This window comes from Pseudomonas sp. 5Ae-yellow (assembly GCF_014077575.1).
GTDB classification, from domain to species: domain Bacteria; phylum Pseudomonadota; class Gammaproteobacteria; order Pseudomonadales; family Pseudomonadaceae; genus Halopseudomonas; species Halopseudomonas neustonica.
Map to the genome: position 1 here is coordinate 1 of NZ_JACGWE010000025.1, position 14,094 is coordinate 14,094.

17 protein-coding genes are annotated in these 14,094 nt (G+C 60.7%); 10 read left to right on the forward strand and 7 right to left on the reverse strand.

What is annotated here, in order from left to right; translation table 11 throughout:
• Positions 1-503: 503 nt before the first annotated feature.
• Entirely contained in the window at positions 504-1,181 is a 678-nt protein-coding gene (locus H4J77_RS13995) for a cytochrome b/b6 domain-containing protein (RefSeq protein ID WP_182249005.1), read from the forward strand.
• An 8-nt stretch (positions 1,182-1,189) separates the two neighbouring features.
• Here the strand turns inward: H4J77_RS13995 and H4J77_RS14000 are convergent, their stop codons facing one another.
• From H4J77_RS14000 to H4J77_RS14025, 6 genes are read right to left on the reverse strand one after another with little or no spacing between them, the layout of a single operon-like run.
• A complete protein-coding gene (locus H4J77_RS14000) occupies positions 1,190-1,660 on the reverse strand; it encodes a cytochrome c (protein ID WP_182249007.1) in 471 nt (156 codons plus the stop codon).
• Between the two features lie 35 nt (positions 1,661-1,695).
• A complete protein-coding gene (locus H4J77_RS14005) occupies positions 1,696-1,881 on the reverse strand; it encodes a DUF2892 domain-containing protein (RefSeq protein WP_123890907.1) in 186 nt (61 codons plus the stop codon).
• Between the two features lie 2 nt (positions 1,882-1,883).
• Positions 1,884-3,629, reverse strand: coding sequence for a SulP family inorganic anion transporter (locus H4J77_RS14010; protein WP_182249009.1), 1,746 nt, complete (start codon positions 3,627-3,629; stop codon positions 1,884-1,886).
• A complete protein-coding gene (locus tag H4J77_RS14015; RefSeq protein WP_123890905.1) occupies positions 3,626-4,045 on the reverse strand; it encodes a YeeE/YedE family protein in 420 nt (139 codons plus the stop codon). The genes H4J77_RS14010 and H4J77_RS14015 overlap by 4 nt, the downstream gene beginning before the upstream one ends.
• Positions 4,046-4,047: 2 nt before the next feature.
• Complete coding sequence (locus H4J77_RS14020) at positions 4,048-4,479, reverse strand: YeeE/YedE family protein (protein ID WP_123890904.1); 432 nt, start codon at positions 4,477-4,479, stop codon at positions 4,048-4,050.
• Positions 4,469-4,795 carry a helix-turn-helix transcriptional regulator gene (locus H4J77_RS14025; RefSeq protein WP_123890903.1) on the reverse strand — a complete coding sequence of 109 codons (327 nt, stop codon included), beginning with the start codon at positions 4,793-4,795 and terminating at the stop codon, positions 4,469-4,471. Before H4J77_RS14025 ends, H4J77_RS14020 begins: the two co-directional genes overlap by 11 nt.
• Before the next feature lie 93 nt (positions 4,796-4,888).
• Here H4J77_RS14025 and H4J77_RS14030 point away from each other — a divergent pair, with 93 nt between their 5' ends.
• A complete protein-coding gene (locus H4J77_RS14030; RefSeq protein ID WP_123890902.1) occupies positions 4,889-5,338 on the forward strand; it encodes an OsmC family protein in 450 nt (149 codons plus the stop codon).
• Here H4J77_RS14030 and gltS read toward each other — a convergent pair.
• Positions 5,328-6,539: a sodium/glutamate symporter gene (gene gltS, locus H4J77_RS14035; RefSeq protein ID WP_158611305.1), complete on the reverse strand. Its 1,212-nt coding sequence runs from the start codon at positions 6,537-6,539 to the stop codon at positions 5,328-5,330. The two genes, H4J77_RS14030 and gltS, sit on opposite strands and share 11 nt — an antisense overlap.
• A 336-nt stretch (positions 6,540-6,875) precedes the next feature.
• On the opposite strand from gltS, the gene H4J77_RS14040 reads away from it, so the two are divergent.
• The 8 genes from H4J77_RS14040 (at position 6,876) to H4J77_RS14075 (ending at position 14,023) form a co-directional block, all read left to right on the forward strand.
• Positions 6,876-7,562, forward strand: coding sequence for a thermostable hemolysin (locus tag H4J77_RS14040; protein WP_182249011.1), 687 nt, complete (start codon positions 6,876-6,878; stop codon positions 7,560-7,562).
• On the forward strand, positions 7,549-9,009 hold the full coding sequence (locus H4J77_RS14045) for an AMP-binding protein (RefSeq protein ID WP_182249013.1): 1,461 nt from the start codon (positions 7,549-7,551) through the stop codon (positions 9,007-9,009). Before H4J77_RS14040 ends, H4J77_RS14045 begins: the two co-directional genes overlap by 14 nt.
• A complete protein-coding gene (locus H4J77_RS14050) occupies positions 9,006-9,689 on the forward strand; it encodes a TenA family transcriptional regulator (RefSeq protein ID WP_123890898.1) in 684 nt (227 codons plus the stop codon). Before H4J77_RS14045 ends, H4J77_RS14050 begins: the two co-directional genes overlap by 4 nt.
• Entirely contained in the window at positions 9,673-10,497 is an 825-nt protein-coding gene (locus H4J77_RS14055; RefSeq protein ID WP_123890897.1) for an SDR family oxidoreductase, read from the forward strand. The genes H4J77_RS14050 and H4J77_RS14055 overlap by 17 nt, the downstream gene beginning before the upstream one ends.
• Before the next feature lies 1 nt (position 10,498).
• A complete protein-coding gene (locus tag H4J77_RS14060; protein ID WP_123890896.1) occupies positions 10,499-11,128 on the forward strand; it encodes a tetratricopeptide repeat protein in 630 nt (209 codons plus the stop codon).
• Positions 11,129-11,131: 3 nt separating this feature from the next.
• On the forward strand, positions 11,132-11,794 hold the full coding sequence (locus H4J77_RS14065) for a response regulator (RefSeq protein ID WP_123890895.1): 663 nt from the start codon (positions 11,132-11,134) through the stop codon (positions 11,792-11,794).
• Positions 11,791-13,146: an ATP-binding protein gene (locus H4J77_RS14070; RefSeq protein ID WP_182249015.1), complete on the forward strand. Its 1,356-nt coding sequence runs from the start codon at positions 11,791-11,793 to the stop codon at positions 13,144-13,146. The genes H4J77_RS14065 and H4J77_RS14070 overlap by 4 nt, the downstream gene beginning before the upstream one ends.
• Before the next feature lie 103 nt (positions 13,147-13,249).
• Entirely contained in the window at positions 13,250-14,023 is a 774-nt protein-coding gene (locus tag H4J77_RS14075) for an SDR family NAD(P)-dependent oxidoreductase (RefSeq protein ID WP_123890893.1), read from the forward strand.
• The last annotated feature ends 71 nt before the right edge of the window (positions 14,024-14,094 follow it).

Sequence of the window (14,094 nt, forward strand, 5' to 3'; positions counted from 1 at the left end):
AGAGGTCAAGAAGTTTAGCATCCATAGCGACGGCGGCAGTTGGGTCTGGTTGGTGTTGTGGTGACCCAAACTTAACCCAGCTTGTCCGCCGTCCCTACTAAATTCCCGCTAATCCGCGATGAACCATTTTTTTCATCAACATCATGTTTGAAGATTCCTTCTTCATTTGTTTTTTTTGATGTACTTCAGATCTAGCCGCTGAATAATAAGCAGCAGTCCAAGTAATGTCATTATGATGTTTTTCCTTGCGCAGTGTTTTTCCTGTCAAACCGGCCTTTGCGGTGACCGATACTTACGCAGCCCACTGATTTATATAGTTGTGAGCCTGAAAGCCAAGCAGCACGCGGTTTTAAGCGTGCCCGCGCACTGAGAGTGAGATTCTGTTCGCCAGTGAGACAAAAACCTCTGCTAGCGATGTGGCTCACTCAAAGGCCGCCAAGTCTTGCGAGCACCGCCCGGAGGCGTTAGCCTTCAACGCTTGTTTAAAACGCAGTGAGTAATCCATGCAAATTGTCGTCTGGGACCTTCCTCTTCGTCTGTTTCATTGGCTGTTGGCGCTATGCGTCACGGGTGCTCTGGTGACGGTCAGTTTGGGTGGCAACTGGATGGTCTGGCACGAGCGTTTTGGCCTGTCCGTTTTAGGGCTGCTGACCTTCCGTCTGGTGTGGGGGCTGGTGGGCGGCACCTATGCTCGCTTCGGCAATTTCTTCCCAACGCCTTCACGTGTTTCCCAGTACCTGCGCGGCCAGTGGCAAGAGCTGGGGCACAATCCGCTCGGCGCTTTCTCGGTCTTTGCCATGCTTGGGCTCTTTGCCTTTCAGGCGCTGACAGGGCTGTTTTCCAGTGATGATGTAGCCTTTTACGGGCCGTTAACGCGGCTGGTAGACAGCGATGTGATCTCGCTGCTGAGCGGCTGGCACCGCTCCACCGAGGAGCTAATCTATGTGGTGATTGGCCTGCACATTCTGGCCATCGTGGTCTACCGCTTGCGCGGCAAAAAGCTGGTGGGCGCCATGCTACATGGTCGCAAGACGCTGACGCAGCAACCGCAAACCGAGGTTGAAAGCGGTGGCGGGCTGGCATTGAGCATTGCGCTGATCATTGCCATTGGCATGGTCTGGCTGGCGTGGGGCAGTTGGATTCCTGCCCCGCCGCCGGCTCCGGCGGTGCCTGCCTGGTAAACCGCGCTTCAGTCCAGGCGGTACTTGTCATGGCAGGCCTTGCAGCTCTTGCCCACTTCACCAAAGGCGACCCGCACGGCTGAAGCATCGCCCGTTGCTGCGGCAGCGACCAGATTATCTGATGCGGTACCCAGGTTACCGGCCAGCTCGGCCATATCGTTCATGTTCGCAAACAACGCCGGATCGGCGCGGGTTACCTGCTTGCCTACATCCTGGTCGGTGCCCGGACCAAAGAGCGCGCCCATGCCGGAGTTGGCGATAGCGGCTATAGCATTGGCCGCCGCACTGACTTGCTCGGGATTGTATTCGACGCTCTCATCAATCACCTGCGCCTTGATCTTGCCCATATTCCAGGCCATGTAGGTAAAACCGGCCTTGCGGGTTTCAATCTGATCTTCCGGAGACAGCTGAGCTGCCGCAGCCGACAGGCTGACGACCAGCAAAGTACCGCCAAGTAGCGTAGTAATCACGGATTTCATATAAAACTCCTTTTCGTTTTTGATGTGCCAGCAGCTCACTTGCTGCAGGTACTGATGCCCAGCAGCGGATACAGCGGGCAAAAACGCATCACTCCGGTAGCCAGTGGCACAACACCGATCCACCCCCAGAGACCTATGGTTCCGGTCAGGCTCAGGCCAATCAGTAGCAGACCCAGAAGAATGCGTATAACACGATCAATAGTACCTACATTGGTTTTCATGACTATGACTCTGTTGGTTCAGGAGAGGGCCTTTTCAGCTTGCCCAGGGTGTTGAATGCAATATCAGTACTAGGGAACAGCTCGTCTACCTGACGCTGCATCCAGTCGGTTTGCTGCAAGTGATCCATCACCGGGCCCTTGACCTCCGCGAGATGCAGATGGATATCGCGCTCGGCCAACCCTTCGGTCAGCTCGCTGAGCATGTCCAGTCCGGTACTGTCGATATGGTTAACCGCTGACAAAATCAGTAACACTTCTCGGGTGTCAGGATAGTCTGCCAGCGCCTGATAAATGGCCTGTTCCACCGCTTTGGTATTGGCGAAGAAGATATTTTCGTCAATGCGCAGTGCCAGCAGCTGCGGCACGGTTTCCACCAGATGGCGCTTGGTGTTGCGAAAGTAGCTGGTGTCCGGCACCCGGCCCACCACAGCAACGTGCGGGCGGCTGCCGCGCCACAACTGCGCGACGATGGACCAGCACACGCCAAGAATAATGCCGCCTTCAACGCCGAGTATGAGCACACCCAACAAGGTGCTGAGCAGCGTGAGGCCCTCTGCGCGGTCGTAACGCCAAGCCCGCGCCAGGCTGCGTAAATCAATCAAGGGCACCACTGCGACTATGATCACCACGGCCAGCATCACCTGTGGCAGGTAGGCAAACAAGGGCGCGACCGTGAGCAGAATACCGGCAATCATCACCGCAGCAATCACCCCGGCCAAGGGTGTATTGGCGCCCGCCTCGATGTTCACACTGGAGCGCGAGAAGCCCCCGGCCACAGCAAAGCCGCCAGTCAAGCCGGAGCCAAGGTTGGCCGCGCCCAACCCCAGTAGCTCGCGGTCGGGGTTAATACTCTGGCGTTTGCGCCGCGCCAGCGACTGAGCGATAGACACGCTTTCGACAAAGGTCACCAGACTGATCAGCACCGCCGGGATCAATAGCGAGCGGAGCGCTCCAGTATCCGGCGTCTGCCACACCAACGACGGCAGCCCGGCGGGAATCTCACCCACCACCGGCACCCCGTGCGCGCTGAGACCAAACTGCAGGGTAGCGGCCACGGCCAGCACGACCACCAGAATCGGCGCCAGCCGGGCGGCCAGATTAGCTAGCAGCTCGGGCAGCCCCATGCCGCGCAGATGCCCGGCTAACCAGGCGCGGGCGTAGACCAGCCAGAGCAGGGCAGCGATGCCCATGGCCAGCACCAGGCTGTTGCTGGTGTGCCAGCTGTCGAGCAAAGTTGCCGGATTATCGGGCCAATTACGCAGGCCCGCCAGCTTGGGCAACTGACTCAGCACAATGAGTATCGCCGCGCCGCTGATGAAGCCACTGATCACCGGGTGGCTGAGAAAGTTGGCGAGAAAGCCCAGCCGCAGCAGGCCAAAGGCAAACAGCAATGCGCCGGAAAACAGCGCCAGCCAGATGGCCAGCTGCATATAATCCGCCGAGCCGACCTCTGCCAGCGGCGCTAACAGGGTGGCCGTCATCAACCCGGTCACCGCCACCGGGCCGACCGACATGCTCATGCTGCTGCCAAAGAACGCGTAACCCAATAACGGCAGCAGACTGGCGTATAGACCTACCTGTACCGGCATACCCGCCAACATGGCGTAAGCCATGCTCTGCGGAATCACCATAATGCTAAGCACCAGACCGGCGGTCAGATCGCCACCGAACCAGGCGCGACGGTAATGCGTAAGCCAGCCGAGCAGCGCGTCGCTACCGGGCGGCTGCAGACGCGGGCTATCGCTCATGCAGTCCCCCGCCGCTCATACCAGCTGAACAACCACATACCCGCCAGCATGGCGGCCACGAACAGCAGCGCCTGCGGCACCAGCGCCGATGCGGCGACCAGACCCGGACCGGGGCAGAATCCAGCTACGCCCCAGCCAGCACCAAACACCAGGCTGCCGATGATCAGTCGCCGGTCGATTTGGCGATTAGTCGGTATTTGCGCTGCTTCACCACGCAGGGTCACGCCACTGCGCTGAGTCCACTGCATAGGAATAAAGGCCACGGCAATAGCCCCGATCATTACCAGCGCCAACGAAGGGTCCCAGGCGCCAGCCAGATCAAGAAAGCCCAACACCTTGGCCGGGTTGGCCATACCCGAGAGCAGCAGGCCGAAGCCGAATACCAGCCCACTGGCCAATGCAATCAATGCGCGCATGCTTAGACTCCCAACAGGTGACGGAGGACGAAAACGCAGATAAAACCGGCGCCCATAAAGCTCAGCGTAGCCGCCAACGAGCGCGGCGATAGGCGCGCCAGGCCGCATACCCCGTGCCCACTGGTACAACCCGAGCCAAGCCGTGAACCAAAGCCCACCAGCAGGCCGGCAATCACCAGCGCCACGGGGCCCGCGGCAACCTCCACTTTGATATCGCCCCCCGCCAGCTGATACAGCCAGGGCGCCAGCAAGAGCCCAACCACAAAGAGCAGGGCTTCGCGGTTACCGGCCTGCGGTATCAGCAGGCGGCCGACCAATCCGCTGATACCAGCAATCCGGCCGTTAAACAGCATCAGCATGGCGGCAGCCGCACCAATCAGCGCACCACCGGCCAACGCGCTCCAGGGGGTGAACGCAACCCAGTCAATCTGCATTGGATGTTTCCTCGGCACAGAACAGGCCATAGAGGGTGTTAAGAACCGCCAGCGCTTGTGCACTGGCGACACGGTAATAAACCTGCTTACCTTCACGGCGGGTAGCCGCCAAACCTTCGCGGCGCAATACCGCCAGCTGCTGCGACAGGGTAGGCTGCATAATGCCCAGCATTTGCTCGAGTTCACCAACGCTGCGCTCGCCCTCCACCAGTTGGCAGAGCAGCAGCAGGCGGTCACGGTTGGCTAACGCCTTGAGCAGTTGTTGAGCCTGATCAGCGGCGCTGGAGAGGCGATTGATATCGATTTGATTATTCATACAGTCGGGCAGGGTCTCGTGAACACTTTATTGACATACAATATATAAAAAAATAGATTGACTGCAACCAACTCATCACTTTCGGAGCACATCATGGGTGATAACCGCGTTGAAGTGGCTTTGCAGCAGCAGGAGAACTATCGCTTTCTGGCCCAGTACGAGGGCGATACCCCCGACCTGATTACCGATGAACCAGCCCCCTTGGGCGGCAACCAGGGGCCGAGCCCGGCCCAGTTGCTGGTCACTGCACTGGGTAACTGTCTGAGTGATAGCCTGGTGTTTGCGCTGGGCAAGTTCCATCAGCCCAATGACGGTATCCGCACTGAGGCGGTCGGACATTTAGGCCGCAACGATGATAATCATCTGCGCGTGGTGGGCGTTGACGTAACCCTGCATCTGGGCCACCCCGCCGCCCAGTTTCAGCGGTTGGAGCGCATTCTCGATCAGTTTGAGCAGTTCTGTACGGTATCCCAGAGTGTGGTTACCGCGCTGCCGATCCAGCTCAAGGTGCTTGATAGCGAGGGCGTGCTGCTCAAGGGTTGAACAGCTTGAAACCCAGCAACATCTGCACCAGCGTGGCGTTGGCGATATCGATAAAGAAGGCGCCCAGCAGCGGGATCACCAGATAGGCCTTGGGGCTGGGTCCATAGCGACTGGTCAGCGCGTCCATGTTGGCGATGCCGACCGGCGTTGCGCCCAGCCCCATACCGATAAAGCCCGCACTGATGCACGCCGCATCGTAGTTACGACCAAGCAGCGGAAAGACCAGAAAGACGGTAAACAATACCGTCACCACGCCCTGGATAAGCAGCATCACGCCGATCAAGCCAAAGGCGCTCTGCAGCGACAGCAACGGCAGGCTGATCAGGCTCATACCCAGAAATAGCTGCAGGCTCAGGTCGCCGGCCAGTTGCACAGGTCTGGCATCTACCTCAACGCCGGCAATATCGAGCAGATTGGCCAGCAGAATGCCAAGAAACATCGAGGTCAGAAACGCCGGTAGCCGCAGCCCAAGCCCGGACAGCCAGTCATAGACGCTGGCGCCAAGGGCAAAGCACAGGGCGATCAGCAGCACGGCGGTGAGCAGATGATCGAGGTCGATCAGGTAGGTGGTTCTGCCTGGCGATGCCAGATGCGGCAGTTCGGCTTCCACCTCGGTACTGACCAAACCATGGCGACGAATCAGCCAGGCCGCGACCGGCCCGCCGAGCAGGCCACCGCTGATCAGTCCCGCAGTCGCCATCGCCAGCCCAAGGCTGCTGGCATCGGCCAGCGCAAAGTGCTCCTCAAACAGCGCCCCCCAGGTCAGCGCCGTACCATGCCCTCCCGCCAGCGAAATACTGCCACCGATCAGGCCGTAAAGCGGGCTCTGATCCAGCCCCAGCGCCAGCAAGGTGCCAACGAGGTTCTGACAAAGCAGAAATACCACTGCCAGCCCGAGCATGATCGCCAGCGCGCGGCCCCCGTCCAGCAACTGCCGTAGCCGGGAAGACAGGCCGATGCTGCTGAAAAAGGCAATCAACAGCAGGTTGCGCAGCTCCAGATCAAACTGGATCTCGCGCCCGCTCAGCAGCTGAATCAGCGCCACCAACGCGCTAACCGGCAGCCCGCCGCTGACCGCCGCCGGAATGTTATAGCGGCTGAACAGACTCACCCGCTGGTTGATCCAGTAACCCAACCACAACGCAATTACCGTCAGCGCCAGCGTGGTCGGCGTATTGATCAGCAGGGCAGTCTGTTCCATGACAGGTCTCGGGTTGGTGGCGATAAGTGGCAGGGGACAAGCATATACACAGGAGCGGGGAGGCGAGCAAACGCCATTTGCTTTTGGATGGTTATCGGTGCGCTCTTCATCCGCGTATTTCGCCTTTACGACGAGCCAAGCTGCACACTCGACCATCTGATTGGTAATCAAAAACTCGCACGACCAGCAGCCCCCCTTCAGGCTTGAAACCCGAAACCACGTCCTCCGCCTGCGCTGGAATGACAGAAATTCAGCAAACGCCGATCAACAGAGCTTCACTTAAGCCGATCTTAAGATTCACCCGCCATTCTCCTCCCCAACATGAGGAGGAACGCCATGTCACAGACCCCTGCATTACTGGCTCGGCAACTCGCCCGCCTTGGCGATAACGCCGCACTGCTGCACGCCCCGGAGTGCGCCAAAGGCCCACTACGCGGCCGTCTGGAGCAGTTTGTTCACGATTGCTTCGCCAACACCTACGGTGCCGATGTTCACCATTTTATGCCCGAGCTGCTTGGCCTGTGCCAGGGCGGCGAGTTGCAAGCCAGCGTCGGCATACGCTGCGGCGCCAGTGGCGCGCTGTTTCTCGAGCACTACCTGGATCAGCCGGTGGGCGACATCCTCCGCCAGCGCACCGATCTGCCAGTCCACCGCGAGCAGGTCGTCGAAGTCGGCAATCTGGCGGCGCTGGCACCCGGGGCTGGACGCCTGCTGATCATCGCTCTCACCCACTATCTGGCCACCAGCGGCTACACCTGGGTGGTATTTACTGGCACCCCGATGTTGCTCAACAGCTTCCAGCGCCTGACCTTGAGTCCTATCGATCTGGGCCCGGCCGACCCTGCTCGCCTGGGTGAGGCACGTCACGACTGGGGCAGCTATTACGCTACTCAGCCACGCGTCATGGCTGGCTACATTCCGGAAGGTCTGGCGCAGCTGCAGCGCCGTGGCACCTTCGAGCGACTTAGCTACCAACCTTGCTACCTGCCCGACCAACAGGAGGTCGCCCATGACTGCGCTTGAGCACTTCTGGCACCAGCTGGAGCAACACGTCCAGCAGCGTCCCGACAAGATCGCGCTGGCCGACGAGCAGGGCAGGATCGCCTATGCCGACCTGAGCACAGAGGTTCAGCAGCGCGCCGACCGCCTGCGCGCGCTCGGCTGCCGCTGTGTGGCCCTCGCGCTGAACAATGGCCGTGACTGGTTGCTGTGGGATCTGGCGATTTTGCGCGCGGGTCTGACCTGCGTGCCCATCGCGCCTTTCTTTACTGCGGCACAGCGCCGCCATTTGCTCCACACGGCTGGCGTGGACACGCTGATTGGCCTGCCTGACGACGGCGTGCTGATGCGCGAGCAAGGCTTTGCCAGCACCTCACTGGGCTGGCAACGTGCGCCCTTCGGAGTAGGCATGCCAGCAGGCACCGCCAAGATTACCTTTACCTCTGGCACCACCGGTACGCCCAAGGGCGTGTGCCTGTCCGCCGAAGCTATGCTGCAAGTGGCCGACAGCCTGCGCGACGCCTGCAGCAGTTTGGACCCGCAGCAACATCTGATTCTGCTGCCGCTGGCCGTACTGCTGGATAACCTGGGCGCCTACACCGCGCTGCTCAACGGCGCCAGCATCACGGTACCGGCAGACAGCGGCCTGCACGGCAGCCAACTGGATATGCCGCGCCTGCTACAGGTGCTCAATCAACATCAGCCACACAGCCTGATTCTGGTCCCGCAACTACTGCAGGCGCTATTGCAGGCTGCCGATGCAGGTGCACCTTTGCCGCAAAGCCTGCGCTTTATCGCGGTGGGCGGCGGTCGGGTCGCGCCCGCGCTGCTGGAGCGTGCCACGCAGTTGGGGCTGCCGGTATTTGAGGGCTACGGCCTCTCCGAGTGTGCTTCTGTGGTCTGCCTTAACCGCCCCGGTTACCAGCGCGCTGGCACGGTCGGAAAACCACTGCCGCATGTCGATATCAAGCTGGCCGACGACGGCGAGATTCTGGTGCGCGGCGCCCGCGCATTGGGTTATCTCGGCGAACCCGCCAGTAGCGACGAATACTGGCCGACCGGCGATCTCGGGCGGCTGGAGGATGGCTATCTAAGCATTCTCGGGCGCAAGAAAAATCAGTTCATTACCGCCTACGGACGCAACGTTAATCCCGAGTGGGTTGAGGCCGAGCTGACCAGCCATCCGGCCATTGCTCAGGTGCTGGTCTATGGCGAAGCACTGCCTACCAACCTGGCCCTGATTGTCCCGCGCAGCACTGCTTTCAGTGTCGACGACATTACCCAGGCCATCGCCCGTGCCAACAGCGAGTTACCCGACTACGCGCAAATCGGCGCCTGGCTGACCGCCAGCGAACCCTTTTCAGCAGCTAACGGCCAGCTGACCAGTAATGGTCGCCTGCGCCGCAACTACATCATCGAACACTATCGCCCGGCGCTGCTGGGTCTGATCAACGAGGACATTGCCCTATGAACTTCTTCGACACCCTGCAAGAACAAACCCAAACCGAACGCGAGTACCTGTTTGCGTCACCGATGATTCAGGCCGCCCTGCGCGGCGAAGCGCAAAAGCACAGCTACGTCGCCTTTCTGAGCGAAGCATTCCATCACGTACGCCATACTGTGCCGCTGCTGATGGCCTGCGGATCCCGTCTGGACGCGGACCACGAGTGGCTGCGCGAAGCCATGGCCGAGTACATCGAAGAAGAGATCGGCCATCAGGAGTGGATTCTCAACGATATTCGCGCCTGCGGCGGCGATCCTGAGGCGGTGCGCCATGGCAAGCCGGGATTGGCCACCGAACTCATGGTCAGCACCATGTACGACCGGATTAACCGTCTTAACCCGATCGCCATGCTGGGCATGGTCTTTGTACTGGAAGGCACCAGCATTGCCCTGGCAACCCAGGCCGCCGGTAGCCTGAAGCAAGGTCTGGGGCTGCCGCCACAGGCCTTCAGTTACCTGTCCTCGCACGGCTCGCTGGATCTGGAACACATGAAGTTCTTCGAAACCCTGGTGAACCGCATTGATAACGATACCGACCGGGACGCCGTGTTGCACACCGCCAAGGTGATCTACCGCCTGTATGCCGAGATGTTCCGCAGCCTGCCAGGCAATATCGAGCAGGAGGTGCCCCATGCAGCTTTCGGCTAGTCGTGTCATTCTCACCGGCGCCACCGGCGGTATGGGCCAGGCGATGGTCGCCGAACTCTGCGCTGCCGGTGCTCAGGTACTGGTCGTTGGCCGCCAGGATAAGGCCCTGCAGGCGCTGGTTGCCCGTTTTGATGGCCAGGTCAGCTGTTTGCAGGCTGACCTGCGCAACGCCGCTGACCGCGCCCGCGTCGTGCAAGAAGCGCAGCTGATGGACGGCTTCAACTTGCTGATCAACGCCGCCGGCATCAATCACTTTGGCCTGTTTGAAGCCATGCAGGACAGCGCCATAGAGGATCTGATCCAGACCAATCTGATCGCCACCCTGCAACTGACCCGCGCGCTACTGCCGTTGCTGCGGGCGCAGCCGCAAAGTGGTGTGGTGAATATCGGCTCGACCTTTGGCTCCATCGGTTATCCGGGCTTCAGCGTGTACTGCGCCAGCAAGTTCGCCCTGCGCGGTTTCTCTGAAGCCCTGCGCCGGGAGCTGGCGGATACCCGCGTAGGCGTGCTTTACATGTCGCCGCGCGCGACCCGAACCGATATGAACAGCGCCGCCGTAGAAGCCATGAATGCAGAGCTGCAGGTCAATATGGACAGCCCCGAGCTGGTTGCGGCGCAACTGGTAAAAGCGCTGGAGACCGATCTGCGCGAAGTGCATCTGGGCTTTCCCGAGCGCTTGCTGGTGCGTCTCAATGGCCTGCTGCCGCGCCTGATCGACAAGGCGCTACGCCGCCAGTTGCCGACCATTCAGCACTATGCCACCCCAGCCATACCCGCTAGCACCCTCTCCACTGCCAAGGACCACTAACATGCCCACCCTGATTCGTTTATTCGTCACCGGCCTGCTGACCGTTTTCACCCTGACCAGCCAGGCCGCCGATATTGCGCCGCTGCAACAGCGCTGGGCGGAAATTCAGTATCAACTGCCCGACAAGGAAAAACCCGCCGCATTCGAAGCCCTCGCCGCCGAGGCTGAACAAGTCAGCCAAAACGAACCCGATAGCGCTCCCGCGTTAATCTGGCACGGCATCATTCTCAGCAGCTGGGCCGGAGCCGAAGGTGGTCTGGGTGCGCTGGGCAAGGTCAAACAGGCCAAAGCCGAACTGGAGAAAGCGCTGGCAATCGATCCTGAAGCGCTCAACGGCTCGGCCTATACCAGCCTCGGCGCACTCTATTACCAGGTGCCCGGCTGGCCGATCGGCTTTGGCGACGATGATCAGGCAGAGGCTTTGCTCAAGCGCGCACTGGAGCTGAACCCGGACGGCATCGACAGCAATTTCTTCTGGGCAGATTACCTGCTCGACCAGAACCGCTATGCTGAAGCCAAAGCGGCACTGCTCAAAGCACAGGCTGCCGCGCCACGCCCGGAACGCCCGCTGGCCGATCAAGGCCGACAAGCCGAAATCCGTGAGCGCCTGACCAAACTGACAAACGGATAACGCATGCGACTGCTGCTGGTTGAAGACGATACCTCTCTGGCCGAGGGCATCCTGACCTCGCTGAAAAACGAGGGCTACACCCTGGACTGGCTGAAAGACGGCACCAGCGCGCTGCACGCGCTGAGCAGCGAGCCCTTCGACCTGGCGATTCTTGATCTGGGGCTACCGCGCATGGACGGTCTGACCGTGCTGCGTGCCCTGCGCGATCGTCATCATGCGGTGCCAGTATTGATCCTCACCGCCCGCGACGGCGTGCAGGACCGCATCGCCGGGCTGGACGCTGGCGCCGATGACTACCTGATCAAGCCGTTCGACAGCGCTGAATTAAAAGCCCGGCTGCGCGCCCTGCTGCGCCGCAGCAATGGCCGAGCCGAGCCGCTGATCAACCTGCGTGGCGTCGTACTTGATCCGCAAAGCCAGCAGGTCACCCTGGAAGGCAAACCGGTCAGCCTGTCACGCAAGGAGTTTATTCTGCTGCACGAGCTGATGGCGCAGCCCGACCGGGTGCTGACCCGCGATCGGCTGGAGCAAGCGCTCTATGGCTGGAATGAAGACGTCGACAGCAACACCCTGGAAGTCCACATCCATCACCTGCGGCGCAAACTCTTCAGCGGCCTGATTCGTACCCTGCGCGGTGTCGGCTACATGATTGAGCGCCAGGCATGAGGTCGATTCGCAAACGCATCCTGGTCAGGGTGCTGGGCCTGCTGCTGGCTGGCTCGCTGGCCATGGGCTGGGTCGGCTATCACGATGCCGGCCACGAGGTTGAAGAACTCTTCGATGCCCAGCTCGGACAAAACGCGCGCGTACTCATCGCCCTGCTGAGTACCTCGCAAACCAGTATTGCACCCGAAGAGCTGGCCCAGGCCCTGATCGAAACCACCAGCAGTCATCCCAAGCTGGGGCATCCCTATGAAAGCAAGCTCGCCTACCAGGTACGCAACGCAGACGGTACCGTGATTGCGCGCTCCTTCAATGTGCCACAGCTGACCGACGCCGACTGGCAACCCGGCTTTGCGGATACGCAAAAAGACAGTCGGCGCTGGCGCGGTTATGTCCTGCAATCGCCAGAAACGGGGCTGGCCGTCTGGGTCGGCGAGCGCAGCGATGTGCGCGGCGAGCTGGTCGACAAGATAGTGCGCGGCACCCTGGTGCCGGACCTGGTCGGCATTCCCATCTTGCTGCTGTTGGTCTGGCTGGCCATCGGCTCAGGTCTCAAGCCGCTGGATGAACTGGCGCGGCTGATTCGTCTGCGCGAACCCAACAGTCTCAAGCCGCTGATGCTCAGCGATCTACCGCAAGAACTGGAGCCCATGCAGGCGGCGCTCAACCGTATGCTGGAGCAGGTGAATCAACTGCTGGCGCGTGAACAACGCTTTATTGCCGACGCCGCGCACGAGCTGCGTACCCCTTTGGCGGTGCTGCAGATACACGCCGAAAACGCCCTGCAAAGCAGTGACCCGGCAGAGCGTGATCAAGCCCTTGAGCACCTGCGTAAAGGGGTGGAACGCGCCACCCGATTGGTCTCACAGATGCTGACGCTGGCGCGCCTGGCCGATGAGCAACAGCGCCAGCGCATCAGCGTCGGCCTGCTGCAGACCTGTCGCAACGAAGTCGCCGAACTCTTGCCACTGGCTTTACGCAAACAGCAGGAGCTGAGTTTTGACAGCGCGCCTGACCTGCCAAGCGAGCTGCAAATGGAGCCGGGCAGCCTAGCCATGCTGCTGCAGAACCTGATCGGCAACGCCATCCAGCATGCACCCGCTGGCGGCCAGATACGGGTCAACCTGAGCAGCCAGCAACAACGGATCGTGCTCAGCGTCGAGGACAGCGGTGAAGGCGTGCCAGAGGCGGATCGGCAACGCTTACTGGAACGCTTCCACGCCCAGGGCAGCAGCCCGGGTGCCGGTCTGGGGCTATCCATAGTACAACGCGTTGTCGAGCGTCATCGCGGCAACCTGAGCCTGAACGACAGCCCGCTCGGCGGTCTGATGGTGCGGGTCGAGTGGCCAATCTAGCAGCCACTGAATCGTGCATCATCACGGTAATGCACATTGCTGGTTTCAGCCAGACGCTTGACTGATACTGGGCGCCTGACCAACCACATTGCAGGAGCACCCAATGAGCAACACACGCTTTGACCTGACCGGAAAAACCGCCCTGATCACGGGTGCCTCCAGCGGCCTGGGTGCCCATTTCGCCCGTGTACTGGCCAGCTCTGGCGCTCGTGTGGTCTTGGCCGCACGCCGTGCCGAGCGGCTTTCGGCACTGGTTGAAGAACTTGAGCAACAGGGCCACAGCGCGTTGGCCGTGACCATGGATGTGACCGACAGCGACAGCGTGGAGGCGGGGTTCAGCGCCGCCGAAGCGGCCTTTGGCGTGTGCGACATTCTGGTCAACAACGCCGGCATCGGTGACCCGGTACCCTTCCTGGAAATGAACGAAGGCAACTGGCGCAGCATGCTCGATACCAACCTCGATGGGGCCTGGCGCGTCGCTCACCGGGCCTGTGTGGCGATGGCCAAGGGCGGACAGGGTGGCAGCGTGATCAATATCGCCTCGATCCTTGGCCTGCGCGTGGGCACTGCACTGAGTCACTACGCCGTGGCCAAGGCCGGTGTGGTGCAGTTGACCAAAGCCATGTCGCTGGAACTGGCGCGCAACAATATTCGCGTCAATGCCATAGCACCGGGCTATTTCCGTACCGAAATGAACACTGACTACTTCGATACCGAACACGGCCAGAACTATATTCGCAGCAAGGTGCCCATGCGTCGCCTGGGTCAGCTGGAAGAGCTCGACGGCCCGTTGCTGTTGCTCGCCAGTGAGGCTGGCGCATTCATGACCGGCAGCGTGCTAAACGTCGATGGCGGACACCTCAGCAACAGCCTCTGAATTTGTCCTGCAAAACTGTAAGCGCAATGCCTCCGGGCTGGCAGCCTGACGCGCTAAGGGCTATTGTCAGG